We start from the raw sequence: 26,454 nt of genomic DNA on the forward strand, positions 1-26,454 counted from the left end.
CGCAGACGCCGATGCAAGACGACGATTACCAGGGATTGGTCTGTTCGCGCTGGTGCCACTGGAGCGAGCTGGCGCTGCAACGCATCGCGCGCCGGCCGCTGGCAGCCGGCCAGGTGCGCATCCGCGTGCGGCACGCCGGGGTGGGCTTCGCGCTGAGCCTGTTCGTGTCCGGCAAGTACCAGCGCAAGCCGCCGCTGCCGTTCACCCCGGGCACCGAGGTCGCGGGCGAGATCATCGAAGTGGCGCCCGACGTCACGCAGCTGCGCCCGGGCCAGCGCGTGGCCGCGGCGCTGGACTGGGGCGGCATCGCCGAGGAAGCGGTGGCCACCGCCGACACCGTTTATCCGGTCCCCGACGGGCTGGCCCTGGCGCATGCCGCCGCGCTGCCCATCACCTGCGGCACGGTGTGGGCCGCGCTGGCGTGGCGCGCGGCGCTGCAGCCGGGCGACACCTTGCTGGTCCACGGCGCCAGCGGCGCGCTCGGCACCGCAGCGGTACAGGTGGGCAGGCTGATGGGCGCGCGCGTGATCGCCACCGCCAGCACTCCGGCCAAGCGCGAGGCGGCGCTGCGCAACGGCGCCGCGCACGCGCTGGAGCCGGACCCGGCCACGCTGGCGGCGGCGGTCAAGGCGCTGTGCCCGGCCGGCGGCGCCGACGTGGTGTTCGACCCGGTCGGCGGCGACCTGTTCGATGCCTCGCTGCGCTGCGCGGCGCCCGGCGCGCGGCTGCTGTCGATCGGCTATGCCAGCGGCCGCATCCCGGCGGTGCCGGCCAACCTGCTGCTGGTGAAGAACCTGACGCTGGTCGGCTTCAACTATGGCTACTACATCGGCTGGGGCCTGACCGACGAGCGCCGGCGCTTTGCGCCGCGCGTGCAGGCCATGGTCGGCGAGATCATGCAGGCGGCGGCCAGCGGCAGGCTGGCGCCACCGGTGCTGCAGCACTTTGCGCTGCGCGACTGGCTGGACGCGGTCGACACCACCATGTCGCGCCGCGCCATCGGCAAGGTCATGCTGGATATCTGAACGGAGCCAACTTATGCACGATGCAACCGCGGCGAGCGCGGACGATGCCATGTTCGATGGCCTGACCGTGCTCGACCTGAGCCAGGGTATCGCCGGCCCGTACTGTGGGCTGATACTGCGCCAGCAGGGCGCGCGCGTGATCAAGGTGGAGCCGCCGGGCGGCGACTGGTCGCGGCAGATGGGGCGCATCCGCGCCGGCCAGACCGCGATCGCGGTCGCGTGCAACGCGGGCAAGGAAAGCGTGGTGCTGGACGCGCGCAGCGCCGACGGCCGGGCCGCCATCGGCCGGCTGGCGCTGCGCGCCGATGTGGTGATCCAGAACTTCCGTCCCGGCGTGGCCGAGCGCATGGGCGTCGGCTACGAGGCCCTGGCCGCGCACAACCCGGCGCTGGTCTATGTCTCGATCTCGGGTTACGGCCATGCCGGGCCGATGGCGAACCGGCCCGCGGTGGATACCACCATGCAGGCCTACAGCGGGCTGATGCACCTGAATCGCGACGCCGCCGGCCAGCCGCGCCGCATCGCCTTCTTCATGGTCGACCTGGCCACCGGGCTGTACGCGTCGCAGCAGGCGTCGGCGGCGTTGTACAAGGCCGCGCGCAGCGGCCGCGGCCGCCATGTGCGGCTGTCGCTGCTCGAGACCAGCGCCGCGCTGCAGTCCTACCTGATGGTCGACGATGCCATGTTCCCCGACGCCGAGCTGGCGGCGGCCAACGCGCCGACCGGACTGTTCGAGGCGGCCGATGGCGCGCTGTACCTGAGCATGCTCAACGACGCGATGTTCCTGCGGCTGGCCGCGCTGCTGGGGTGCGACGACTGGCTTGCCGATGCCTCGCTGCATACCAGTGCCGGCAGGCTGCCGCGCGCGGCGGAACTGGGCCGGCGCGTGGCGCAGGCGCTGGCCACGCAGCCGCTGGCGCACTGGGAGGCGCTGCTGACCGAGCACGATGTGCTGTTCGCGCGCGTTGGCCATGCGCGCGACCTGCTGCAGAGTGCGCAGTGCGCGCAGGCGGGCGTGTTCGGCCGGCTGCCTCTGGCAGGGATAGGCGAGGTGCCTTGGGCCAACCTGCCCGGCATGGCGGGACGAGACGGGCCGGCAGGGGATGCGCCGGTGCTTGGCCAGCATACCGGGGCGGTGCTGGCGGAGTTCGGCATCGGCGACTGAAGCGGACCCGCAAAAGAAAAAACGGACGGTGCGCGATTGCGTACCGTCCGTGTTCCCTTGTGCGTTGGTAGGCTCGATTGGACTCGAACCAACGACCCCCACCATGTCAAGGTGGTGCTCTAACCAGCTGAGCTACGAGCCTAGCGAAGGCGCGAATTATAGAGAGCCCTTCACGATTGCGCAAGCACCCGGTGCGACTTTTTGCGTGGGTGCTTGCCAGGGCGCGTCAGGCAGTGCCGATACGGTCGCGCAGTTCGCGCTTGAGCACCTTGCCGATGGCGCTGCGCGGCAGGCGCTCCACCTCATGGATCGCGGCCAGCCGCTGGGTCTTGCCCAGCCGCTCATTGGCCCACGCCAGCACCTGCTGCGCGCTGGCGCCGCCGTCTGCGCGCAGGGCGACAAAGGCCACCGGGGTCTCGCCCCAGCGCTCCGACGGCACGCCGACCACCGAGACTTCGGACACTGCCGGATGCTCGCGCACCACCGCCTCGAGGTCGCTCGGGTAGATGTTGAAGCCGCCCGAGATGATCATGTCCTTCTTGCGGTCCAGCAGCACCAGGAAGCCGTCCTCGTCGAAGCGGCCGATGTCGCCGGTGCGGATAAAGCGCTGGCCCTGCGCGTCATGCCATTCGGTCTCGGCGGTCTTTTCGGGTTGATTGTGGTAGCCGTTCATCATCGCCGCCGAGCGGCCCACCACTTCGCCGGTGCTGCCGGGCGGCAGCTCGCGGCCGGCCTCGTCGATGATGCGCACGTCGGCGCCGGTGGCGGGGCGCCCGACGGTGTGCAGCTTGTGCGGGAACTGGTCGGCGAACAGCAGGCAGCCGCCGCCACCTTCGGTCATGCCGTAGAGCTCGGTCAGCGCGCCGGGCCAGCGCCGCAGGATCTCGGCCTTCAGCGCCGGGCTGCACGGCGCGCTGGTGCAGAACTTGTGCCGGAAGGCGGACAGATCGTGCTGGTCGAACGCCGGATGCGCCAGCAGGCGCTGGTACTGCACCGGCACCAGCATGGTGTGCGTGACGCGATGCCGCTGCGCCAGCGCCAGGTACTGGCCCGCATCGAACTTCGCCATCAGGATGGCCGTGCCGCCCAGCCCGATGGTGGGAAAGAAGCTCGCCAGCGTGGTGTTGGAATACAGCGGCGTCGACAGCAGCGTGACCGCGTGCGTGCCATAGCCGGTGGCGGCACCGCGCGACACGTGGGCCCAGCGCATGCCGTGCGACTGCACGATGCCCTTGGGCGCGCCGGTGGTGCCGGAGGAATAGATGATGTTGAGCGGCAGCTCCGGGCGGATCTCGGGTTCCGTCACCGGCGTGCCGGCGGGCGCCAGCCAGTCCGCGTACGGCGCGCCCGCGTCGCTGCCGTCCAGCGAGACCACGGGGGTGCCGGCCAGCCTGGCACGCACCGGCGCCAGCACGTCGGCGACGCTGGCGTCGGTGAACACGATGCGCGCGCCCGCGTCGGCAATCATGCCGGCCAGGCTGTCGGGCGTGGACGATGGCGCCAGCGGCGCGACCACCACGCCGGCGCGCACCGCGCCCAGGTACACCGCGGCGTATTCGATCGACGACGCGGCGCAGATGGCGATGGCTTCGCCGGGCCGCACGCCGTCGCGCGCCAGCGCCGCGGCAATGCGGTCCATGGCGGCGTCGAGCCCGGCGTAGTCGAGCACGCGCTCGCCATGCATCAGGGCGGGTTGCGCCGGGCGCTGCGCGGCATGCTCGCGCACGAGCACGGACATGGTGGTGAAAGGACGTTGGAGCGGAGTCGGCTGGGTCATGTGGGGCAGTGTTGGTGGATGCGGCAAGCCTTACTGGATCTGCGCGCCGGAGTCCTTCACCACCTTGCTCCAGCGGTCGATCTCGGCGTCGATATGGGTGCGCAGCGCGGCGGGCGTCGAGCCTACCGGCTCATAGCCGTTGGCCGCCAGCGTGGCCTTCAGCTCCGGCTGGCGCAGCACGGTTGCAATCTCGGTGCTGAGCCGGTCGATCACGGGCTGCGGCGTGCCGGCCGGCGCCAGCAGCGCGTACCAGCCGGTAATGCTGATGCCGGGCACGCCGGCCTCGGCCAGCGTCGGGACTTCGGGGGCGACGGCGGCGCGCTGGCTGCCGGTGACGGCGAGCGCGCGCAGCTTGCCGCTCTTCACATGCGGCAGCGTGGTCGAGATGCTGTCGAAGGTGAGCTGGACTTCGCCGGACAGCATCGCCGTGACGACCTGCGCGCTGCCCTTGTACGGCACGTGGGTCATCTTGATGCCCGCCACGGAGTCGAACAGTTCGCCCGCCAGGTGGCCGGTATTGCCGTTGCCCGCCGAGGCAAAGGTCAGCTTGCCGGGCGCGGCCTTGGCCTCGGCGATCAGCTCTTTCACATTGGTGGCCTGCAGCGACGGGCTGCCCGCCAGGATCATCGGCAGGTTGGCCACCAGCGATACCGGCGCGAAATCCTTGCGCGTGTCGTAGGGCAGGCGGGGATACAGGCTGGTGTTGATGGCATGGGCGGCCAGCACCATGATCAGCGTGTAGCCGTCGGGTTTGGCGCGCGCGAGTGCCTGGCTGGCGATGGTGCCGCCGGCGCCCGGGCGGTACTCCAGCACCACCGGCTGGCCCAGCCGTTCCTGCAGCTTCGCGGCCACGGGTCGCGCCAGCAGGTCGGCGCTGCCGCCGGGCGGGTAGGGGATCAGCAGCTGGATCGGACGCGCCGGCCAGGTCTCGGCGGCGGCGCTGGCGGGCAGGGCAGCTGCGGCTGCGGTGGCCAGCATGGCGGCCAGCCATGCGGGGCGGCCCCGGGCGGGGCGGGGGGTGGATGCCATCGGGTGTCTCCTCGTTGTGCCGGCCGCGCACGCAGCCGGGGTCCCTGCGCCGGATCCGGCGGGGAAGTGGATGTCACCAACGGTAATGGCGTCAGGCTGCCAGCGGAATTCTTAAATCGATAAGTCTGGCTTTTTGCAGGCGAAGCGGTACCGGGGAATCCGCGGCCAGCAGCCGGTTCCGGCTAATGGCTGGTCGGATGCGCCGGGCTGAACCAGTAGGGCACCAGCGCGGCGGCGATCAGCACCGCCGCCGACAGGAAGATGGCCGCATAGGTGGACGGCGGCGGCCAGCCGCGCACATGGCCGGCATTGGCGATCAGCCCGAAGGCCCAGGAGGCCAGCGCCGAGCCCAGGAACACGAAGGTATTGAGCAGCCCCAGCCCGCGCCCGCGCTGCGACGGCGGGATCAGCCCGCGGCCCTGCGCCATCACCAGCGGATGCAGCATGCCGATGGTCGACAGCAGCGCCATCATGGCCACGCCATAGCCGATACCGCGGTCCGGCCACAGCGACAGCAGCACACCCCCCGCCATGGCAAAGCACGACCAGCCGGCGATGGTGGCCTTGAGCGTGCTGCGCCGCACCAGCACCGGCAGCAGGAAGGCGGTCAGGAAGCCGGCCAGGCTCAGCAGCGTCAGCGCCACGCCGCGCGGCGCCGAGCCCAGGCTGAACACGTCGGCCAGGTAGGGGCCGCTCCACGCATTGCGGAAGGCGGTGCCGGCGGCCATCGCCACGCACACCGGGATCAGCGTCCACAGCGGTGCCAGCTTCAGCAACTGCAGGCTTTGCGACAGCATCGCCGGCCACGACGCGCTGCGGGCCTCGGCATGGCCCTGGTCGCGCACGCAGCGCCACACGCCATAGCAGGCCGCCACCATGCCCAGCGCCGACACCGCCATCGACGGCCGCCAGCCCACCAGCGAGATGGCCCAGCCCAGCGGCGCGGTCGCGCACAGCGAGCCGATCATGCCGGTGGCGTTGGAGCGGCTGACCACGCGGGTGTAGTCGCGCTCGGACAGTTGCTCCGAGGCGAAATGCAGCAGCCCCATGAACACCGGCGCGCACGCCAGCCCCAGGCCCACCTGCGCCAGCGTGGCCGCGGCGCCGTTGGGCGCCAGCACGAACAGGATCGACGACAGCGCGCCCACGGCCAGCAGCAGCGCGGTCGGGCGGCCCACGCCATAGCGGTCGAAGGCGATGCCCACCGGGATCTGCGCCACGGCAAAGGCCAGGAAGAACGAAGAGGACAGCGCGCCGAAACCCGCCGGCGACAGGCCGAAATCGTGCTGCAGCTCCGGCGCCATCACCGCCAGGCAAGAGCGGAAGAACTGGCTGAGGGCGAACGCGAAGGTCAGGATGGCGATGCCGCGCACGGCATACGTCGCCGCGTTGCGGGCGGGCAGGGCGCCGGCGCCGGGGGGCGATCCGGGAGGAGGGATATTGCTGGGGGTCACGGCGTCAGTGGCGCTTTCTCTGCAGCGAGTGTAGAGCCTGCGCGCGTTGCCAGATCAACGGTTGGCCGGTGTTCGCCCAGATTGCGCGGACGTAGCCCCTTCACTGACCTGGTCAGCCCGGCAACGCGTCGTACGTCAGCAAAAACACCTGCTCATCGCCCGCGCTGACCGGCAGCCACACGATTTCCAGTTCCGGGAAGGCAGCCTCCACATTGGCGTGCTCGTTGCCGATCTCCACCACCAGCACGCCACCCGGGTTCAGCCGCGCCTTGGCCCCGGCGATGATCCGCCGCACCACGTCCATGCCGTCGTCGCCGCCGGCCAGCGCGATGCGCGGCTCGGCCAGGTATTCGGGCGGCAGCGCCTGCATCGAGCTTTCGTTGACGTAGGGCGGGTTGGTCAGGATCACGTCGTAGGTGGCGCCGTGCGGCAGCGGCGCGTACAGGTCGCCCTGGTACAGCCGGATGCGGTCTTCCATCTTGTAGTCGGCCACATTGCGGTGCGCCACCGCGAGCGCGTCGGGCGAGATGTCGACCGCGTCGATGCGGGCGTTCGGCCAGACGTGCGCGGCCACGATCGGCAGGCAGCCGGAGCCCGTGCACAGCTCCAGCACCGGGCCGATGCTGTCGCTTTCGCCGACCCATGGCTCCAGCCCTTCCTGCAGCAGTTCGCCGATAAAGCTGCGCGGCACGATCACGCGCGAATCGACGTAGAAGCGCAGGCCATGCATAAAGGCTTCGTGCGTGATGTAGGCCGCCGGCACGCGCTCGTTGACGCGGCGGTCGATCACCTTGAGCACGGCCTCGACTTCCTCGGGCAGCAGCCGCGCATCGAGGAAGGGATCGAGCGTGTCGAGCGGCAGGTTGAGCGTATGCAGCACCAGGTAGGCCGCCTCGTCATAGGCGTTGGCGCTGCCGTGGCCAAAGGACAGGCGCGCGGCGGTAAAGCGCGACACGGCCAGGCGCAGCAGGTCGCGCACGGTGCGCAGGGGAGAGGGCGTTGCCATGGATGGTATGTCTTTGCGAAAAATTCAGGCGATCAGGCGTTCAAGCACGCCGCGGTACACGTTCTTCAGCGGCTCGATGAAGCGCACTTCGACGTGCTCGTCGATCTTGTGGATGCTGGCGTTGGGCGGGCCGAACTCGATCACCTGCGGACAGATCCTGGCGATAAAGCGGCCGTCGGAGGTGCCGCCGGTGGTCGACAGCTCGGTGTCGAAGCCGGTCTCGGCCTTGATCGCCGACGACAGCGCCTCGGACAGTTCGCCGCGCGGCGTCAGGAAGGGCTCGCCGCCCAGGGTCCAGTCGAGCGTGTAGTCGAGGCTGTGGCGGTCCAGGATGGCGTGCACGCGCGCCTTCAGGCCCTCGGGCGTGCTGGCCGTCGAGAAGCGGAAATTGAAGTCGATGGTGACGTGGCCCGGGATCACGTTGGTGGCGCCGGTGCCGCCGTGGATGTTCGACATCTGCCAGCTGGTGGGCGGGAAGTACTCGTTGCCCTGGTCCCACGCTTCGGCGGCCAGTTCGGCCAGCGCCGGGGCGGCGTCATGGATCGGGTTGCGGCCCAGGTGCGGATACGCGATATGGCACTGGATGCCCTTGACCGTGAGCTTGCCCGAGAGCGAGCCGCGGCGGCCGTTCTTGACCATGTCGCCGAGCGCGTTGACCGAGGTCGGCTCGCCGATCACGCAGTAGTCCAGGCGCTCGCCGCGCGCGGACAGGGCCTCGACCACCTTGACGGTGCCGTCGTGCGCCGGGCCTTCCTCGTCGCTGGTGATCAGGAAGCCGATCGAGCCGGCGTGCGCGGGATGGGCCTTGACGAACTCTTCCACCGCCACCACGAAGCCGGCGATCGAGGTCTTCATGTCGGCGGCGCCGCGGCCGTACAGCTTGCCGTCGCGGTGGGTCGGCGCGAACGGGTCCGAATGCCACTGCTCCAGCGGGCCGGTCGGCACCACGTCGGTATGGCCGGCGAACACCAGCAGCTTGCCGTCCTTGCCCTGCGTGCCGCGCTTGACCGCCCACAGGTTGGTCACGCGGAAATCGTCGGGCCCGCTGACCAGCGCTTCGCAGTCGAAGCCGAGCGCCTTCAGGCGGGTTTCCAGGATGGCCTGGCAGCCTTCGTCGGCGGGCGTGACGGAGCGGCGGCGGATCAGGTCTTCGGTAAGGGCGAGGGTGGGGTTCATCGGACGGCGGAATGGGAAATCAGAACTGGCTGGCGTACTGGTCGGCGGAGAAGCCGACCATCACCTTGCCATCGTGGGCCAGCACCGGGCGCTTGATCAGCGACGGGCTTTGCTGCATCAGCGCGATCGCGCCGGCTTCTTCGTCGGCGCGGGCCTTGTCGGCGTCGGACAGCGCGCGCCAGGTGGTGCCCTTGCGGTTGAGCAGCGTGGCCAGCGGCACGTGACGCAGCCAGCCGCGCAGCATGGCCTCGTTCACGCCCTGCTTCTTGAAGTCGTGGAAGGTGTAGGCCACGCCGTTGGCATCCAGCCAGGTGCGGGCCTTCTTGACGGTATCGCAGTTGGGAATGCCGTAGAGCAGGACGGTCATGGCAGGTCTCGGGGTAAGTCGATGCGGAATCCGGTCGGGAATCCGGCGGGTTCAGCGCAACAGCAGGTTCAGCGCGATCACCAGGGCGCCCAGGCCCAGCGCCACGCCGCCCATCGCCACCGCCGTCATCAGGCGCAGGCGCCGGTCCAGCCGGGCAGCTTCCTTGCGCAGCGCGTCGATGGTGATGGCGTGCTGCTCGGCCAGCAGCTTGACGGCCTCCGCCTGCTGTACGACTGCGGCTTCGAGTTCGGCGATGCGCGTCGCGGGATCGCGCGCGTCGGCCACCGCGGCATCGGGCGTGCCGTCCTTGCGCTTGTTCTTCTTCAGTTTCTCGAGGGTCTTGTTGGCCTGCTCGAGAATGGTGGGCAGCAGGGAAAGCACGGTACTGACGGTGGTGGGATCCAGGGCCATGAGTCGCTTGCGGAGGGAGGGCATGTTCAGCCTGGCCAGGCGGGTGACGACGGTAAATCGGCCCCGGAGCCGGGCCCCGGGGCGTCGCGGCCCATGCGGGCCGCGAGCGGCGATCAGTCGCCGCGCAGCAGGTCGTTCAGGCTGGTCTTGGCGCGGGTCTGCGCGTCGACCTTCTTCACGATCACGGCGCAGTACAGGCTGTACTTGCCGTCCTTGGACGGCAGGTTGCCCGCCACCACCACCGAGCCGGCCGGCACGCGGCCATAGTGGATCTCGCCGGTTTCGCGGTCGTAGATCTTGGTCGACTGGCCCAGGTACACGCCCATCGAGATCACCGAGTTCTCTTCCACGATCACGCCTTCCACGACTTCCGAGCGCGCGCCGATAAAGCAGTTGTCTTCGATGATCACCGGGTTGGCCTGCAGCGGCTCCAGCACGCCGCCGATGCCCACGCCGCCCGACAGGTGCACGTTCTTGCCGATCTGCGCGCACGAACCGACCGTGGCCCAGGTGTCGACCATGGTGCCTTCATCGACATAGGCGCCGATGTTGACGTACGACGGCATCAGCACGGCGTTCTTCGCAATGAACGAACCGCGGCGCGCCACGGCGGGCGGCACTACGCGGAAGCCGGCCTTTGCGAAGTCGTCGCCGCTCCAGTTGGCGAACTTGGTCGGCACCTTGTCGTAGAACTGGGCAAAGCCGCCGGCGCTCATCGGCGCGTTGTCTTCCAGGCGGAACGACAGCAGCACGGCCTTCTTGACCCACTGGTTGACGATCCAGTCCTTGCCTTGCTTCTCGGCCACGCGCAGGGTGCCGGCATCGAGCTGGCTGATGACGTTGGCGACGGCCTCGCGGATGTCGTTGGGGGCGGACTTCGGCGACAGGCTGGTGCGGTCTTCCCAGGCCTGGTCGATCAGGGCTTGCAGAGCTTGCGTCATGGTTGGATTCTCAGGGTTGATGTTGATGTTCGGTCGTCGAGTCTCAGCCTCGACCTCTTGTTTGCTCCCCTCTCCCGCTTGCGGGAGAGGGGCAGGGGGTGAGGGTGGGCGGTTCTACGGGCGTGGTCCCTCGCTAAACCACCCCTCACCCCGACCCTCTCCCCTTGAGGGGAGAGGGAGAACACAATTGGACAATCAGGCCTCAGGCCAGCGATTTGCAGAATTCCACGATGCGCCGCGCCCCCTCCACGCACTCCTCCGGCGTTGCCACCAGCGCCATGCGCACGCGGTTGGCGCCGGGGTTGATGCCGTCGGCCTCGCGCGCCAGGTAGCTGCCCGGCAGCACGGTCACGTTCTGCTCGGCCAGCAGCCGCGCGGCGAATTCGGTATCGGACAGGCCGGTGCGCGAGACGTCGGCCCACAGGTAGAAGCCGGCATCAGGCAGCGCCACGTCGAGGACTTCCGCCAGCATCGGCGTGACTTCGCTGAACTTGCGCACGTAGGCGGCGCGGTTTTCGCGCACATGCGCTTCATCGTTCCACGCGGCGATGCTGGCGCTCTGCACCGCCGGGTTCATGGCGCCGCCGTGGTAGGTGCGGTACAGCAGGAACTGCTTCAGCAGCGCGGCGTCGCCGGCGACGAAGCCCGAGCGCAGGCCGGGCACGTTGGAGCGCTTGGACAGGCTCGAAAACACCACCAGGCGCTCGAAACGGTTGGCGCCATCCGCGCGGCCGAGCTTGTGCGCGGCCTCGAGCGCGCCCAGCGGCGCGCGGCCCTCGTCGAAATAGATCTCGGAATAGCACTCGTCGGAGGCAATCACGAAGCCGTAGCGGTCGGACAGTGCGAACAGCTGCTTCCAGTCCTCCAGCGACAGCACCGCGCCGGTCGGGTTGCCGGGCGTGCAGACAAAGAGCAGCTGCACATGCTGCCAGACCTTGTCGCCAATGCGGTCGAACGCCGGGGCGAAATTGCGCGCTGGATCGCTGTTGGCGAATACCGGGGTGGCGCCGGCCAGCAGCGCCGCGCCTTCGTAGATCTGGTAGAACGGGTTGGGGCACAGCACCAGCGCGCCCGGCCGGGTGCCGTCGACCACGGTCTGGGCAAAGGCGAACAGCGCCTCGCGCGAGCCGGTTACGGGCAGCACTTCGGTGGCGGCGTTGATCTTGGGCAGGCCGTAGCGGCGCTCTAGCCAGCCGGCAATGCACTGCCGTAGTGCATCGGAACCTGCCGTTGTGGGATAATTCGCCAGCCCCGCAAGCGACTCTGCCAGCGCTTGCTTGATGAACGCCGGCGTCGGATGCTTGGGTTCACCGATGCCGAAGCTGATGGCCGGCTTGTCGGCAGCCTTTACTTGCGCAAAGAGCACCCGCAGTTTCTCGAACGGGTAGGGCTGGAGCAGGTCGAGGCGCGGATTCACAGTGTCAGTCGGGGCCGGTTAAAACGACGCATTATAGAGGAACGGCGCGGGTTTCCGTGCGCCGGCCCGGCCCGCCAGGCGGTCTTTGGCGAGGGTTGGGCCGCCACGGATGGCGGGCATCACGCCACGGTGATGCCGCCGGCGCCGTCCGTACGCTGCCTGCCGCGCATGGCGGGCGGCCCGGCTCGCCTCGCACCGATTCCCTTTATGAGCACAAAGACAATTTCGGCACCGCTGGCGCCGGCCGACCGCCATGCGGTCAAGGCATCGCTTTCCATCCTGATCGGCGCCTCGGTGTGGGGCATCGCCTGGTTCCCGTACCGGGTGCTGGCCGGCTGGGGGCTGGGCGGCATGCATGCCGCAGCGCTGGTCAGCGCGGTGGCGGCGGTGCTGTCGCTGCTGGCCTTCCGCCGCCACCTGGGCGGGCTGCGCCCGCACTGGCTGTTCGTCGCGATCGGCCTGGCGGCGGGCGTGACCAATGCCGGCTTCGTCTGGGGCAGCGTCAACGGGCATGTGATGCGGGTGCTGCTGCTGTTCTACCTGACGCCGGTGTGGACCGCGCTGTTCGCGCGGCTGTTCCTGGGCGAGCGGCTGTCGGCGCCCGGGCTGTCGCTGGTGGGGCTGGCGCTGTTCGGCGCCGGGCTGATGCTGTGGACGCCCGCGGTGGGCGTGCCGCTGCCGGGCACCGCCGCGGAATGGTCGGGACTGATCGGCGGCATGGGCTTTGCCGTCAACAACGTGCTGTCGCGCCGTGCCGGGCAGCGTTTTCCCGACACCGACGCACGCGTGCGCACGGTGGTGGTCTACCTGGGCTGCACCGTGGTCGGCGTGCCGGCCGCGCTGCTGCTCGACGGCCCGGCGGTGGCCATCATGCCGGGCGCGCAGGTCAGCGCGGCCATGCTGGTGCTCGGGCTGGCGGCGGTGCTGGTGGTCAGCAACTCGGTGGTGCAGTACGGGCTGCAGCGGCTGCCGGCCAACCGCGTATCGCTGCTGATGCTGTTCGAGATCGTCATCGCCGCGGTGTCGTCATGGTGGCTGGCAACCGAGGTGCTGAGCTGGAAGGAGGCCGCCGGCGGCCTGTGCATCGTCGCCGCCGGCGCGTTGTCCGGGCTGGTGCACCGCAGCCGCGCCGTGCCCGCGCCGACGGCGGGGGCCGAGGCCGCGGCCTGCCACTAGCCCCGGCGCGGCTCAGTGCAGGATCACCCGCGACACCATCGCCACCAGCGGGGCGCGCACCGCGCGTTCCACGCCGCGGTGCAGGTGCAGCGGCCGCAGCAGCATCTTGACCGTCATCTCGATCGGGATGTTGCGGCGGATCACGCCTGACACGCGCGTATTGAGCGCGCGCACTTCCGCCTCGGGCACCGACTCGACCCCGCGTTCCATGCGCAGCACGTTGCGCAGCGCGATCGCCGCGTCCTCGTTCTTGATCTCCAGCAGCCGGCGCGCCAGCGCGCGCAGCACGCGCAGCCGGCCCAGGCGCTCGGCCTCGGCGAAGCGGTTGAAGAAGTGGAAGAAGTGCTTGTAGTGCCGCACCTCGTCGTTGGAGATGCGCCGCGTCAGGTCGCGCAGCACCGGTTCGTCGCTGGCCTGCTCGAGCGCCCGGTAGTAGGCCGCCGTGCCGGTTTCCACCACGCAGCGGGCCGCCATCTCCAGCGCCTCGGTCGGCTCGAACTGGTCGATCGAGCAGGTCTGGCTGTACTCGTCGAAGAAGCGCGCATAGCCGCGCGCCCAGTCGAATTCCGGCCAGACATGCTCGACATAGCGCCGCAGCGCCAGGCCATGCTGCAGCTCCTCGGCTTCCCAATGCTCGGACAGCCAGCCGGCGGCGTCCGGCACGCGCGCGTAATAGGTGGCAAGGTTGCCCGCATAGGTGTCGGAGCCGCTTTCGATAAACGATGCGCACACCAGCAGGTAGAACAGGTCACGGTCGCCGCGCACGCGCGCGACGTCGATCGCCTCGTATCGGATGTCGCTGACCGACCACGGCCGGGCGGCCGCTGACGCTTCACTCATGCTCTGTCCTCCTGGTTGGCCCAAAGGCTGCGGGGGGCGTTCATGGTGCGTGGGGCCGGAGCGCATCCGGCATCACGCCGACAGAGCAGAGACTAGCATTTACCCTAATTAGTTTCAGGCCGAACCCCCGGCAAGTACGGCCGACTGCTCACCGCTGGATTGCCAAAGTGCTTGCGAAACCGCTTGTAAGAGTCAGAAACGCAAAGAGATTCCGCCATCCGGCACCATCCCCGGAGCAAGCCCAAACGGGCCGGCGAAGGCATCTGCGATGGTATGATTAGCCCCAATTCTCGGGCCCGAGGGGTATTTTGAGGTGCTGGCGTCACGCCGCGCCGGCTCCCGCGCGGCCCGGCTTTCCTGAACAGTGCAATAGCCCCGATACCAGGCCCGACTCCCGCTTTCCTGCCGGAGTGGCCGATACCACACGAGAAACCGTGCGACTATCCTCGATCAAGCTGGCGGGCTTCAAGTCATTCGTCGATCCCACCAATTTTCAGGTGCCGGGCCAACTGGTCGGCATCGTCGGTCCCAACGGCTGCGGCAAATCCAACATCATCGATGCGGTGCGCTGGGTGCTGGGCGAGTCACGCGCGTCCGAGCTGCGTGGCGAGTCCATGCAGGACGTCATCTTCAACGGCTCGACGGCGCGCAAGCAGGCCGGCCGGGCCAGCGTCGAACTGGTGTTTGACAACGCCGAAGGCCGTGCCGCGGGCCAGTGGAGCCAGTACGCCGAAGTCGCGGTCAAGCGCGTGCTGACCCGCGACGGCACCTCGTCCTACTACATCAACAACCAGCCGGTGCGCCGGCGCGACATCCAGGACATCTTCCTGGGCACGGGCCTGGGCCCGCGCGCGTACGCCATCATCGGCCAGGGCATGATCTCGCGCATTATCGAGGCCAAGCCCGATGACATGCGCATCTTTCTGGAAGAGGCGGCGGGCGTGTCCAAGTACAAGGAGCGCCGCCGCGAGACCGAGAACCGGCTGTCCGATACGCGCGAGAACCTGACCCGGGTCGAAGACATCCTGCGCGAACTCGGCAGCAACCTCGAAAAGCTCGAGGGCCAGGCAGAAGTGGCGCAGCGCTTCAAGACGCTGCAGGCCGACGGCGAAGAGAAGCAGCACCTGCTGTGGCTGCTGCGCAAGCGCGAGGCCCAGCAGGAGCAGGAACGCCACCAGCGCGCCATTGAACAGGCCCAGATCGACCTGGAAGCGCAGACCGCGCAGCTGCGCCATGTCGAGGCCGAGCTGGAAACCATGCGCGCCGCGCACTATGCCGCGTCCGACGGCATGCACGCCGCGCAAGGCGCGCTGTACGAGGCCAATGCCGAGGTCAGCAAGCTCGAGGCCGAGATCCGCTACGTGGTGGAATCGCGCAACCGCGTGCAGGCCCAGATCGCGGCGCTGACGGCGCAGCGCGAGCAGTGGCAGGGCAAGGCCGAACAGGCCACCGACGAACTGGCGCAGGCCGAGGAAAACCTCGCCGTGGCGGAGGGCCGTACGGTCGAGGCCCAGGAGGCCGTGGCGCAGCAGAACGACGAGCTGCCGACGCTGGAGGCGCAATGGCGCGATGCCCAGCAGCTGCTCAACGAGCAGCGCGCCGGCATCATGCAGGCCGAGCAGGCGCTGAAGCTGGAGGCCGCGCAGCAGCGCAGCGCCGACCAGATGCTGCAGCAGCTGGAACAGCGCCGCGAGCGTCTGTCGGCCGAAGACAAGGGCCTGGACCGCCCCGACGAGACCCGCCTGGAGCAGGCCCGCGCCGAGCTGGCCGAGCAGGAGGCGCTGGTCGAGGAAGCCCAGGCCGTGCTCGCAGACGCCGAAGAAAACGTGCCGCGCCTGGACGAGGCGCGCCGCGCCGCGCAGGCGCGCGTGCACAGCGAAGCCGCCGCCATCGCCACGCTCGAGGCGCGCCTGTCGGCGCTGCGCCAGCTGCAGGAAAACGTGCAGACCGACGGCAAGGTGCAGCCCTGGCTCGCCAGGCATGAACTGGCCGAGCTGCCGCGGCTGTGGAAGAAGGTCCATATCGAGCCGGGCTGGGAAAACGCGCTCGAATCCGTGCTGCGCGAGAAGCTCGCCGCGCTGGAAGTGTCGAACCTGGACTGGGTCAAGGCCTTCCTGTCCGACGCGCCGCCGGCCAAGCTGGCGTTCTACTCGCCGCCGGCCGCGGCCCGTCCGCTCGAATCGCCGCCCGGCCTGCGCCCGCTGATGGCGCTGGTGCAGATCACCGAGCCCGGCATCCGCGCGGTGATGCAGGACTGGCTCGCCGACGTCTATGTCGCCACCGACATGACGCAGGCGCTGGCCGCGCGCAACACGCTGCCCGACGGCGCCTCGTTCGTGGTCGCCGAGGGCCACCTGGTGGGCCGCAACGCGATCCAGATCTACGCCGCCGATTCCGAGCAGGCCGGCATGCTCGCGCGCGAGCAGGAAATCGAAAACCTGCAGAAGCAGGCGCGCGCGCAGTTGCTGCTGTCCGACGAGGCCAAGACCGAGGCAGTGCGCGCCGAAGCGGCCTATACCCAGGCCAGCCAGGCGCTGGGCGACGCCCGCGCCCGCGCCGAGCAGGCCACCCGCCGCGTGCACGCGCTGCAGATGGACGTGCTCAAGCTGTCGCAGGCGATGGAGCGTTATGCCGCCCGCAGCGGCCAGATCCGCGAGGAACTGGAAGAGATCCACGCGCAGATCGAAGAGCAGCGCGCCATCCGCGCCGAATCCGAAGCCAGTTTCGAGCAGCACGACGCCGCGCTGGCCGAGATGCAGGCCACCCACGAAGACCAGCAGATGGCCTTCGAGGCGCTGGACAGCAAGCTCTCCGGCGCGCGCCACCAGCTGCGCGACCTCGAGCGCGCCGCGCAGGAAGCATTGTTTGCCGAGCGCAACCTGGCCAGCCGCATCGACGAGCTGCGCCGCAATATCCAGGTGGCGGCGGACCAGGCCGAGCGCATCGCCGAATCGCTCGAGAACGCCCGCGCCGAACTCGAGACCATCAACGAGCAGACCGCGCATACCGGCCTGCAGGAAGCGCTGGAGCGCCGTGCCGAGAAGGAAGAGAAGCTGACCATCGCGCGCACCGAGCTCGATGCGCTGTCGGCGCAGCTGCGCCAGCACGACGAGCAGCGCCTGGCGGCCGAGCGCAGCCTGCAGCCGCTGCGCGACCGCATCACCGAGCTGCAGCTCAAGGAGCAGGCCGCGCGCCTGAACCAGGAGCAGTTCAGCGAGCAGCTGACCGGCGCCGCGGTGGACGAGGCCGCGCTGGCCGACAAGCTGACCGGCGACCTGAAGCCGTCGTACCTGCAGGGCGAAGTCACGCGCATCAACAACGCCATCAACGCGCTCGGCCCGGTCAACATGGCCGCGCTCGACGAACTGGCCGCGGCGCGCGAACGCAAGACCTTCCTCGACGCGCAGTCGGCCGACCTGAACGACGCCATTGGCACGCTGGAGGACGCGATCGCCAAGATCGACCAGGAAACCCGCGCGTTGCTGCAGGGCACCTTCGACCAGGTCAACCACCATTTCGGCGAGCTGTTCCCGTCGCTGTTCGGCGGCGGCCAGGCGCGCCTGATCATGACCGGCGAGGAAATCCTCGACGCCGGCGTGCAGGTGATGGCGCAGCCGCCGGGCAAGAAGAACTCGACCATCCACCTGCTGTCGGGCGGCGAGAAGGCGCTGACCGCGATCGCGCTGGTGTTCGCGATGTTCCAGCTGAACCCGGCGCCGTTCTGCCTGCTGGACGAGGTCGACGCGCCGCTCGACGACGCCAATACCGAGCGCTACGCCAATATGGTGGCGCGCATGTCGGACAAGACCCAATTCGTTTTCATCTCACATAACAAGATCGCCATGGAAATGGCTCATCAACTCATTGGCGTGACCATGCAGGAGCAGGGCGTTTCGCGGATCGTGGCCGTGGATATGGACGCGGCAGTGTCGATGGCGGAGGCAGCATGAGCAGTAAGCAGGGACCCCGCGCAGCGGGGAAGCGCACGTCAGCGAATGCTGCGCGCAACCGACACTACCGTGCTGTAACCAACCGGGGCGCTTTGGAGATTGCGGCATGAAGCTCAACATGGACCTGCAGACCGCGCTGATCGTCGCGGGCCTGGTTTTCGTGGTGCTGGTGTTCGGCTACAACCAGTGGCAGATCCGCAAGGCGCGCCGCCCGCGCGAGCTGCGGCCCGAAGACGACCTGCCGCCGATGCGCGAGCCGGTGGTCGGCCAGAGCACCGCGCCGGAAACCGCCGCACGCCTGCATGAAACCGCCGCCGAGCAGCCGCCGCGGCGCGAGCCCACCTTTTCGCAGGCACCGGCCAGCGCCGGCGCCACCGTGACTGACAACAACCACGCCGCTGCCGCCGCGGCCGCGGCGGCCAGCACCGCCGATGCCGACGAAGCCGTCGCCGAGGAAGTCGCGGTCGGGGCCGCGGCGTCGCGCGCAGCGGAGGATGAGGCGGATGCCGCTATCGCCGTGGCACCGGCACCGGCACCGGCGCCCGCACCCGCGCCAGTGCCTGCGCCTGCGCCGGTCGCTGCCGTGCCCGACGGCCCGCCCGCGCCCGCAGTCGTCGATCCGCTGATCGACTGCATCGTGCCGCTGCACCTGGAACGCAAGGCGTCCGGCGACCGCATCCTGCCGCTGACCGGCCGGCTGCGCCGCGCCGGCACCAAGCCGGTCCATATCGAAGGCCTGCGTGCTGAAGCCAACGCGTGGGAGCCCGTCACCGCCGGCCATCAGTACGAAGACCTGCAGGTCGGCGTGCAGCTGGCCAACCGTGGCGGCCCGCTCAACGCGCTGGAGTTCTCCGAATTCATCACCGCGGTCGAGTCGCTGGCCGAGTCGCTCGACGCCTCGGCCGACCTGCCCGACATGGGCGAGACCGTCGCCAACGCGCGCGAGCTCGACGCCTTTGCCGCCGCCTGCGACGTGCAGCTGGGTGTCAACGTGATCTCCGACGGCGCGCCGTGGTCGGCCGCCTATGTGCAGAACGTGGCGACGCAGGACGGGCTGGTGCTGTCGCGCGACGGCACCCGCTTTATCCGCTACCAGGCCAATGCCGAGGGCGTGCAGCGCCCGCTGTTCACGCTGCAGTTCGGCGACACCAACTTCCTGCGCGACGACCTCACCGTCAAGGCCGGCCGCCAGATCACGCTGCTGCTCGACGTGCCGGTGGCCGACCAGGCCGCCAGGCCGTTCAAGACCGTGTGCGAGTACGGCCATACGCTGGCGCAGCGCATGGGCGCGCAGCTGGTCGACGACAATATGCGGCCGCTGACCGAAGCCTCGTTCGTCGCCATCTTCAGCCAGCTCGAAGCGCTGTACCAGAAGCTGGAAGCGCGCGGCATGCCGGCCGGTTCGCCGGTGGCGCTGCGCCTGTTCAGCAACTAGCCGGAGCCTGCCATGACCGCAAAACACCGCGGCGCGCAGGCAGATGCCTCCGCGCCCGTCGGCGCCTTGCCGGCCGACGCCGCGGCCAGCCGCGTGGCCTGGCTGCGCGACGAGCTGGATCGCCACAACTACCAGTATTACGTGCTGGATGCGCCCACCGTACCCGATGCGGAGTACGACGCGCTGTTCAGCGAACTGATGGCGCTGGAGCTCGAGCATCCCGAGCTGCAGACGCCGGACTCGCCCACGCAGCGCGTGGGCGGCGAGGCGCTGGCGGCGTTCGACTCGGTGCGGCACCGCGTGCCGATGCTGTCGCTCAACAACGCCTTCGCTGACGACGACGTGCTGAACTTCGACCGTCGCTGCGCCCAGGGCCTGGGCCGCAGCGCGCCAGCGGCGGGGGAGGCCGACCTATTCAGCGCCGCCGACGCGGTCGAATACGCCTGCGAGCTGAAGTTCGACGGCCTCGCCATGTCGCTGCGCTATGAAGACGGGCGCCTGGTGCAGGCGGCCACGCGCGGCGATGGCGAGACCGGCGAGGACGTCACCGTCAACGTGCGCACCATCAAGGCGATCCCGCTCAAGCTGCGCGGCCAGGCGCCCGCGGTGCTGGAGGTGCGTGGCGAGGTCTTCATGTTCCGCCGCGACTTCGACAAGCTCAACGCGCGCCAGGCCGAGGCCGGCGAGAAGACCTTCGTCAACCCGCGCAACGCCGCCGCGGGCAGCCTGCGCCAGCTCGATCCGCGCATCACCGCCCGGCGTCCGCTGTCGTTCTTCGCCTACGGGCTGGGCGAGCTGCAGGGCGTGGAGCGGCCGCCTACCCACAGCGCGATGCTCGACGGCTTCGCCGCGCTGGGTTTGCCGGTGTGCAAGGACCGCGCGGTGGTGAAGGGTGCGCAGGGGCTGCTCGATTTCTACCGCGAGATCGGCAAGCGCCGCGACGAGCTGCCCTATGACATCGACGGCGTGGTCTACAAGGTCAACGCACTGGCCGAGCAGGAGCGCCTGGGCTTTGTCTCGCGCGCGCCGCGCTTTGCGCTGGCGCACAAGTTCCCGGCGCAGGAGATGACCACCATCGTCGAGGACATCGAGGTGCAGGTCGGGCGCACCGGCGCGATCACGCCGGTGGCGCGGCTCAAGCCGGTGTTCGTCGGCGGCGTGACCGTGACCAATGCCACGCTGCACAACGAGGACGAGATCCGCCGCAAGGACGTGCATGTCGGCGACACCGTGATCGTGCGCCGCGCCGGCGACGTGATCCCGGAAGTCGTCGCCGTGGTGACCGAGCGCCGGCCGGCCGATGCCCGTGCCTTCGTGATGCCGAGCGCCTGCCCGGTGTGCGGCTCGCATATCGAGAAGCTCGAGGACGAGGCCATTGCCCGCTGCACCGGCGGCCTGATCTGCGCGGCGCAGCGCAAGCAGTCGCTGCTGCATTTCGCGCAGCGGCGCGCCATGGATATCGAGGGCCTGGGCGACAAGCTGGTCGAGCAACTGGTCGACCAGGGCATCGTGCGCACGCCGGCCGACCTGTACAAGCTCGGCGTGGCCAAGCTGGCCGCGCTGGAACGCATGGCGGACAAGTCGGCCGCCAATCTGGTCACGGCGATCGACAAGTCGCGCGCGACCACCATGAACCGCTTTATCTTCGCGCTCGGCATCCGCCACGTCGGCGAAGCTACCGCCAAGGACCTGGCCCGGCACTTCGGCAAGCTCGACGCGCTGATGGCGGCCGACGAGGCGGCGCTGCTCGAGGTCAACGACGTCGGCCCGGTGGTGGCGCAGTCGATCGCCAACTTCCTCGCCGAGCCGCATAACGTCGAGGTCATCGAGCAGCTGCGCGCCGCGGGCGTACACTGGCCGGAAAGCGAGCCGGTGGCGAAAGCGCCGGCGCCGCTGTCGGGCAAGACCTTTGTCCTGACCGGCACGCTGCCGACGCTGTCGCGCGAAGACGCCAAGGAACTGCTGGAAGCCGCCGGCGCCAAGGTGGCCGGGTCGGTGTCGAAGAAGACCGACTACGTGGTCGCCGGCGCCGAGGCCGGCAGCAAGCTGGACAAGGCCGAGGCGCTGGGCGTGCCGGTGCTGGACGAGGCCGGCATGCTGGCGCTGCTGGCGCAAGCCGGCGCCGCGCCGGCCGAGGAATAACCGGGAACAGAACCATGATCCGCGAAATTCTCAAGATGGGCGATCCGCGCCTGCTGCAGGTGGCAAGGCCGGTGGAGCGCTTCAATACGCCGGAGCTGCGCACGCTGATCGAAGACATGTTCGACACCATGGACCATGCCAACGGCGCGGGCCTGGCCGCGCCGCAGATCGGCGTGGACCTGCAGGTGGTGATCTTCGGCTTCGATCGCAATCCGCGCTACCCGGATGCGCCCACCGTGCCCAAGACGGTGCTGATCAACCCGCTGCTGGAAATGCCGTCCGAGGAGATGGAAGACGGCTGGGAGGGCTGCCTGTCGGTGCCGGGCCTGCGCGGCGTGGTGCCGCGGCACCTGCGGCTGAAGTACAGCGGCTACGACCTGATGGGCAACCGGATCGAACGCGTGGCCGAAGGCTTCCATGCGCGCGTGGTGCAGCATGAGTGCGACCACCTGCAGGGGATTCTTTATCCGATGCGGATCAAGGATTTCCGGCAGTTTGGGTTTACAGAGGTGTTGTTCCCGGATCTGCCGGCGAACAGCGACGACTGAGGGCGCCGGAAGCGGTAGAGAAACGAGGGTGTGGTGATTTGCCAGAACCCATAAAAAAAGCGGCCATCGCGGCCGCTTTTCTTTTTATCAGAACTTCTCGAACTGCCCCAGGAAGCGCCACTTGCCAGGCGGCAGATCCCCCAGCACCACGCGCCCCATGCGCACGCGCTTGAGGCCCACCACCTGCAGGCCCACCTGCTCGCACATGCGGCGGATCTGGCGCTTGCGGCCTTCGCGCAGCACGAAGCGCAGCTGCTCTTCGTTCTGCCAGCTGACCTTGGCCGGCCTGAGCGGCACCCCGTCCAGCGACAGGCCGTGGCGCAGCAGTTCCAGGTCATCGGCCGGGAATTCCGCGCTGATGTTGCGCTCCACCGGCCCGTGCGGCGAGTGCCAGACCACGCGCACCAGGTATTCCTTCTCGACCGTCGAATCCTCGCCGATCAGCGCGCGCGCGACGCGGCCATCCTGCGTCAGCACCAGCAGGCCGGTGGAGTCGATATCGAGGCGGCCGGCCGGCGCCAGGTTCTTGCGTTGCCACGGCGCGAAGTGCTTGCGCGTGGGGTCGCCTTCCCACTGGTTCTCGGGGGCGAACAGCACCGCGGCGGGCTCGTAGCCGTCCTCGGCCTGGCCCGAAACGTAGCCTACCGGCTTGTTCAGCAGCACCGTGACGCGCTCGCCTTGCTCGGAGCGCGCTTCCTGCAGGATCTCGATCTCGGCGTCGGGGCGGATGCGGCTGCCGAGTTCGGTCACGGGCTTGCCGTCGACCAGCACCCAGCCGCGCGGGATCCATTCGTCGGCCTCCCGGCGCGAGCACAGGCCGAGCTCGGACATGCGCTTGGACAGGCGTACCAGGCCGTCGTCGTGGGTGGACTCGTCGCGGACCGGCGCATGCTTTTCCTGGCGCGCGGCCGGTGCGTGCTGGCGTGCCGGGCCGGCAGTGCGGATGCGGTCGGCCGCGTCGCTGAAGCGGCGTGCCGGCGCCGTGCCTTCGCGGCGGCGCTCCCCGGACGGCGCGGGGCGCGGGCGGCGGTCGTCATCGCCATAGCGGCGCGGACGCGAGTCGGCATTCTCGAAGCGGCGCGGGCGGTTGTCGTCGTCGCCAAAGCGGCGCGCGCGGGTGTCGGCGCCTTCGAAGCGGCGCGGTCGCGCCTCGCCACGATCGTCGCCAGTGCGGCGCGGACGGTTGTCGTCGTCGCCAAAGCGGCGCGGCGGACGCGCTTCGCTGCCTTCGAAGCGGCGCGGGCGCGCTTCGCCACGATCGTCGCCAGTGCGGCGCGGACGGTTGTCGTCATCGCCGAAGCGTCGCGGCGGACGCGATTCGCTGCCTTCGAAGCGGCGCGGGCGCGCTTCGCCGCGGTCGCTGCCGGTGCGGCGCGGGCGGTTGTCGTCGTCGCTGAAGCGGCGCGGCGGACGCGCTTCGCCGCCTTCGAAGCGGCGCGGTCGCGCTTCGCCACGATCGTCGCCAGTGCGGCGCGGACGGTGGTCGTCATCGCCGAAGCGTCGCGGCGGACGCGATTCGCTGCCTTCGAAGCGGCGCGGGCGCGCTTCGCCGCGGTCGCTGCCGGTGCGGCGCGGGCGGTTGTCGTCGTCGCTGAAGCGTCGCGGCGGACGCGCTTCGCCGCCTTCGAAGCGGCGCGGACGGCTTTCCTCGTCGCCGAAGCGGCGCGGGCGCGCCTCGCCGGCATCCGCACGGCGCGGACGCGCCTGGCGCTCGCCGTCGGCGGGGCGGGGCGCGCGCGGCTGGGCCGGCGCTTCGCCCTGGCCCCCGCTGGCGGTCTTGCCGCCGGCACGCTGCTGGGCGCGCTTGATGCCCTCGGAAACGGCCTGCACGCGCTTGCGGTTCAGGTCGGACACGCGCACGGGGCGGGTGCCGCCCTTGCGTGCGGCCGTGCCGGTATCGCTGGCGGCCTTGATGCCTAGCGTCTTGCGCTTCGGCGAATTGCTGTCGGTCATATGTTGATGCTGCCCGCCCGCCTCAGATGGCGAGGGCGGCGAGCAAGTCCTGTTCAAGCTGAATCTGCAATCGGTTGTCGGCGGCCAGGCGGCTGCCGTCTACCAGGAACACGTCTTCGACGCGTTCGCCCAGGGTGTTGATGCGCGCCGTATGCACGGACACGCGATGCCGTGCCAGTACGCGGGCGATGGCGTACAGCAGGCCGGTGCGGTCGTTGGCGGACAGCGACAGCAGGTAATACTGGCCGCGCTCGTCCGGGCGCAGGTCGACGCGCGGCTTGATCGGGAAGCTGCGCGACTGGCGCGACAGCCGCCCCTGGGTCGGCTCGGGCAGCGCGCCTTGCAGGCGCAGCCGCTCGCACAGTTCGTGCTCGACCAACGCGATGATGTCGCGGTAATTGCCGCCATCGCCGGCCATGCCGGGGTCGGTGACCTGGAACGTATCGAGCGCGTAGCCGTGGCGCGTGGTGTGGATCTTGGCGTCCTGGATCGAGAACGCCTTGCGCTCGAAATAGCCGCAGATGCGCGCGAACAGGTCGGGCTGGTCCTTGATGTAGACCGCCACCTGCAGGCCTTCGCCGGCCGGCGACACGCGCGCCTTGACCACCGGCACCGGGCTGTCGACCTTGTTGTAGAGATGGCGCGTGAGCCAGGCGATATCGTGGGAATCGTGGCGCAGGAAGAAGGCCACGTCCAGCTGCGCCCACAGCGACTTGCCCAGCGCCGGGTCGAACGCCTTCAGGCGCAGTTCCGAGATGGTGTCTTCCTTGCGCTGCGACCACAGCGAATGCGAGTCGACCCGCGCGCCGCCCAGCACGCGCAGCGTGATGTGGTACAGGTCTTCGAGCAGCTTGCCCTTCCACGCATTCCACACCTTGGGGCTGGTGCCGCGGATATCGGCCACGGTCAGCAGGTAGAGCGCGGTCAGGTAGCGTTCGTTGCCGACTACTTCGGCGAAGGCATGGACCACGTCCGGATCGGTCAGATCCTGCTTCTGCGCGACGTGGCTCATGGTGAGGTGGTGCTCGACCAGCCAGCAGATCAGGTCCGCGTCCTCGCGCGCGATGCCGTGCTGCCTGCAGAAGCGGCGCGCATCGACCGTGCCGAGGCGCGAATGGTCGCCGCCGCGGCCCTTGGCGATGTCGTGGAACAGCGCCGCCACCCACAGCACCCAGGGCTTGTCGAAGCTGGCCATCAGCTGGCTGCAGAACGGGAACTCGTGGGTGTGCTCGACGATGGCGAAGCGGCGCATGTTGCGCACCACCATCAGGATGTGCTGGTCCACGGTGTAGACGTGGAACAGGTCGTGCTGCATCTGCCCGACGATGCGCCGGAAGTTGATCAGGTAGCGGCCCAGCACGCTGGTCTGGTTCATCAGCCGCAGCGCGTGGGTGATGCCCTGCGGCTCCTGCACGATGGCCAGGAACAGCCGGCGGTTCTCGGGATCCTTGCGCCAGCGCGCGTCCATCACCGTGCGCGCGTTGTACAGGCCGCGCAGCGTGCGCGGCGCCAGTCCCTTCACGCCGGGCGTGCGCTCGTACAGCAGGAAGGTCTCGAGGATGGCGTGCGGGTCGCGCTCGTAGACGTCGTCGCTGGTGATTTCGAGCATGCCCTGGCGCTCGACGAAGCGCTCGTTGAGCACGCGCGTCACCTGTGACTCGCTCGGAAACAGCATTGCCTCGATATTGAGCAGCAGCACGCTGTTGAGCTGGGTCACCGCCTTGGCGGCCCAGTAGTAGCGGCGCATCAGCTGCTCGCTGGCGCGCTTGTTGGCGTTCTGGCGGTAGCCGAAGGCCTCCGCCAGCGCGGTCTGCAGGTCGAACACCAGCACGTCCTGGCGCCGCCCGGCGACTAGGTGCAGGCGCGCGCGGATGGTCTTCAGCAGGCGCTCGTTGCGGGCCAGTTCCTGCGCTTCGCGCTGCGTCAGCAGGCCCTTCTCGAACAATTCCTTCCAGCTGTCGCCCAGGCCCGCGGCCTTGGTCATCCACAGGATCACCTGCAGGTCGCGCAGCCCCCCGGGGCTCTCCTTGCAGTTGGGCTCGAGCGCGTAGGGTGTGTCCTGGTACTTGGCGTGGCGCTGGCGCATTTCCAGCAGCTTGGCCTGGAAGAACGCCGCCGGATCCAGGTCGGCCTGGTAGCGGCTGCGCAGCGCCTCGAACAGCTTGCGGTTGCCGGTCAGCAGGCGCGCCTCGAGCAGCGAGGTCTGGATGGTGACGTCCTGGCGCGACTCGCGGATGCAGTCGTCGACGGTGCGCACGGCCGAGCCGATCTCGAGCCCCAGGTCCCAGCACAGGCCGATAAAGCGTTCCAGCTTGCCCGCGGTATCCCGGTCGGGCTCGGCGGGCAGCAACAGCAGCACGTCGACGTCGGAGTACGGGAACAGTTCGCCGCGGCCGTAGCCGCCCACCGCCACCAGCGCCGCGTCGGCGGGCATCGCCAGCCCGCGCCAGGCTTCGCCCAGCGCGGCATCGACGGCGCGGCGCAGCCGCGTGGTCAGCGTGCCGGCGTTGGCGCTCGCGTTGAAGTCCGCAAACAGCGCCTGCTTGTCGGCTTTGAGCTGGTCGCGCACGCGCGCGGCTAGCAGCAGTTCCGGCGTGGTATCCATGGAGAGGGCGGAAGGGTTCGTCGGCACGGCTGGAAAA

The 26,454-nt window shown here is 69.5% G+C and carries 19 protein-coding genes and 1 tRNA gene; 7 read left to right on the top strand and 13 right to left on the bottom strand.

Annotated features, from left to right (window positions below; genetic code table 11):
* Positions 1–11 precede the first annotated feature (11 nt).
* Positions 12–1,025: an NADPH:quinone oxidoreductase family protein gene (locus tag FHX60_RS05725; RefSeq protein WP_183282722.1), complete on the top strand. Its 1,014-nt coding sequence runs from the start codon at positions 12–14 to the stop codon at positions 1,023–1,025.
* Between the two features lie 13 nt (positions 1,026–1,038).
* Positions 1,039–2,190 carry a CaiB/BaiF CoA transferase family protein gene (locus FHX60_RS05730; RefSeq protein WP_183282723.1) on the top strand — a complete coding sequence of 384 codons (1,152 nt, stop codon included), beginning with the start codon at positions 1,039–1,041 and terminating at the stop codon, positions 2,188–2,190.
* A gap of 65 nt (positions 2,191–2,255) precedes the next feature.
* Here FHX60_RS05730 and FHX60_RS05735 read toward each other — a convergent pair.
* The 10 genes from FHX60_RS05735 to dapC form a co-directional block, all read right to left on the bottom strand.
* A tRNA-Val gene (locus FHX60_RS05735) sits at positions 2,256–2,332 on the bottom strand.
* A gap of 84 nt (positions 2,333–2,416) precedes the next feature.
* On the bottom strand, positions 2,417–3,967 hold the full coding sequence (locus FHX60_RS05740; protein WP_183282724.1) for a class I adenylate-forming enzyme family protein: 1,551 nt from the start codon (positions 3,965–3,967) through the stop codon (positions 2,417–2,419).
* Between the two features lie 30 nt (positions 3,968–3,997).
* The gene (locus FHX60_RS05745; protein ID WP_183282725.1) at positions 3,998–4,996 is read right to left on the bottom strand and encodes a tripartite tricarboxylate transporter substrate binding protein; all 999 of its coding nucleotides are present in this window, start codon (positions 4,994–4,996) and stop codon (positions 3,998–4,000) included.
* Positions 4,997–5,178: 182 nt separating this feature from the next.
* Positions 5,179–6,450: an MFS transporter gene (locus tag FHX60_RS05750; protein ID WP_112774194.1), complete on the bottom strand. Its 1,272-nt coding sequence runs from the start codon at positions 6,448–6,450 to the stop codon at positions 5,179–5,181.
* 112 nt (positions 6,451–6,562) lie between these two features.
* A complete protein-coding gene (prmB, locus tag FHX60_RS05755; protein ID WP_092308683.1) occupies positions 6,563–7,456 on the bottom strand; it encodes a 50S ribosomal protein L3 N(5)-glutamine methyltransferase in 894 nt (297 codons plus the stop codon).
* A gap of 24 nt (positions 7,457–7,480) precedes the next feature.
* Positions 7,481–8,632, bottom strand: a complete 1,152-nt coding sequence (dapE, locus tag FHX60_RS05760) for a succinyl-diaminopimelate desuccinylase (RefSeq protein WP_183282726.1) — start codon at positions 8,630–8,632, stop codon at positions 7,481–7,483.
* A gap of 19 nt (positions 8,633–8,651) precedes the next feature.
* Positions 8,652–8,999 (bottom strand): ArsC family reductase, encoded by a 348-nt coding sequence (locus FHX60_RS05765; RefSeq protein WP_183282727.1) that lies wholly within the window; start codon positions 8,997–8,999, stop codon positions 8,652–8,654.
* A gap of 51 nt (positions 9,000–9,050) precedes the next feature.
* Complete coding sequence (locus tag FHX60_RS05770) at positions 9,051–9,434, bottom strand: hypothetical protein (RefSeq protein WP_092308676.1); 384 nt, start codon at positions 9,432–9,434, stop codon at positions 9,051–9,053.
* An 89-nt stretch (positions 9,435–9,523) separates the two neighbouring features.
* Positions 9,524–10,351 carry a 2,3,4,5-tetrahydropyridine-2,6-dicarboxylate N-succinyltransferase gene (dapD, locus tag FHX60_RS05775; protein ID WP_112774196.1) on the bottom strand — a complete coding sequence of 276 codons (828 nt, stop codon included), beginning with the start codon at positions 10,349–10,351 and terminating at the stop codon, positions 9,524–9,526.
* Between the two features lie 202 nt (positions 10,352–10,553).
* A complete protein-coding gene (dapC, locus tag FHX60_RS05780; protein WP_112774197.1) occupies positions 10,554–11,768 on the bottom strand; it encodes a succinyldiaminopimelate transaminase in 1,215 nt (404 codons plus the stop codon).
* Between the two features lie 207 nt (positions 11,769–11,975).
* Here dapC and FHX60_RS05785 point away from each other — a divergent pair, with 207 nt between their 5' ends.
* Complete coding sequence (locus tag FHX60_RS05785; protein WP_183282728.1) at positions 11,976–12,944, top strand: DMT family transporter; 969 nt, start codon at positions 11,976–11,978, stop codon at positions 12,942–12,944.
* Between the two features lie 12 nt (positions 12,945–12,956).
* Here the strand turns inward: FHX60_RS05785 and FHX60_RS05790 are convergent, their stop codons facing one another.
* Positions 12,957–13,784, bottom strand: a complete 828-nt coding sequence (locus tag FHX60_RS05790) for a ferritin-like domain-containing protein (protein WP_183282729.1) — start codon at positions 13,782–13,784, stop codon at positions 12,957–12,959.
* 434 nt (positions 13,785–14,218) lie between these two features.
* Here FHX60_RS05790 and smc point away from each other — a divergent pair, with 434 nt between their 5' ends.
* From smc to def, 4 genes are all read left to right on the top strand, one after another.
* The gene (smc, locus tag FHX60_RS05795; RefSeq protein ID WP_183282730.1) at positions 14,219–17,734 is read left to right on the top strand and encodes a chromosome segregation protein SMC; all 3,516 of its coding nucleotides are present in this window, start codon (positions 14,219–14,221) and stop codon (positions 17,732–17,734) included.
* A 106-nt stretch (positions 17,735–17,840) separates the two neighbouring features.
* Positions 17,841–19,169 carry a cell division protein ZipA C-terminal FtsZ-binding domain-containing protein gene (locus tag FHX60_RS05800; protein WP_183282731.1) on the top strand — a complete coding sequence of 443 codons (1,329 nt, stop codon included), beginning with the start codon at positions 17,841–17,843 and terminating at the stop codon, positions 19,167–19,169.
* A 12-nt stretch (positions 19,170–19,181) separates the two neighbouring features.
* Entirely contained in the window at positions 19,182–21,311 is a 2,130-nt protein-coding gene (gene ligA / locus FHX60_RS05805) for an NAD-dependent DNA ligase LigA (protein ID WP_112774202.1), read from the top strand.
* Positions 21,312–21,325: 14 nt separating this feature from the next.
* Positions 21,326–21,859 (top strand): peptide deformylase, encoded by a 534-nt coding sequence (def, locus tag FHX60_RS05810; protein WP_112774203.1) that lies wholly within the window; start codon positions 21,326–21,328, stop codon positions 21,857–21,859.
* Between the two features lie 87 nt (positions 21,860–21,946).
* Here the strand turns inward: def and FHX60_RS05815 are convergent, their stop codons facing one another.
* Together FHX60_RS05815 and FHX60_RS05820 are read right to left on the bottom strand one after the other, a co-directional pair.
* A complete protein-coding gene (locus FHX60_RS05815; protein WP_183282732.1) occupies positions 21,947–23,812 on the bottom strand; it encodes a pseudouridine synthase in 1,866 nt (621 codons plus the stop codon).
* 22 nt (positions 23,813–23,834) lie between these two features.
* On the bottom strand, positions 23,835–26,417 hold the full coding sequence (locus FHX60_RS05820; RefSeq protein WP_092308653.1) for a [protein-PII] uridylyltransferase: 2,583 nt from the start codon (positions 26,415–26,417) through the stop codon (positions 23,835–23,837).
* Between the last annotated feature and the right edge of the window lie 37 nt (positions 26,418–26,454).

The sequence above is a fragment of the Cupriavidus alkaliphilus genome (assembly GCF_014191175.1).
GTDB classification, from domain to species: Bacteria; Pseudomonadota; Gammaproteobacteria; order Burkholderiales; family Burkholderiaceae; genus Cupriavidus; species Cupriavidus alkaliphilus.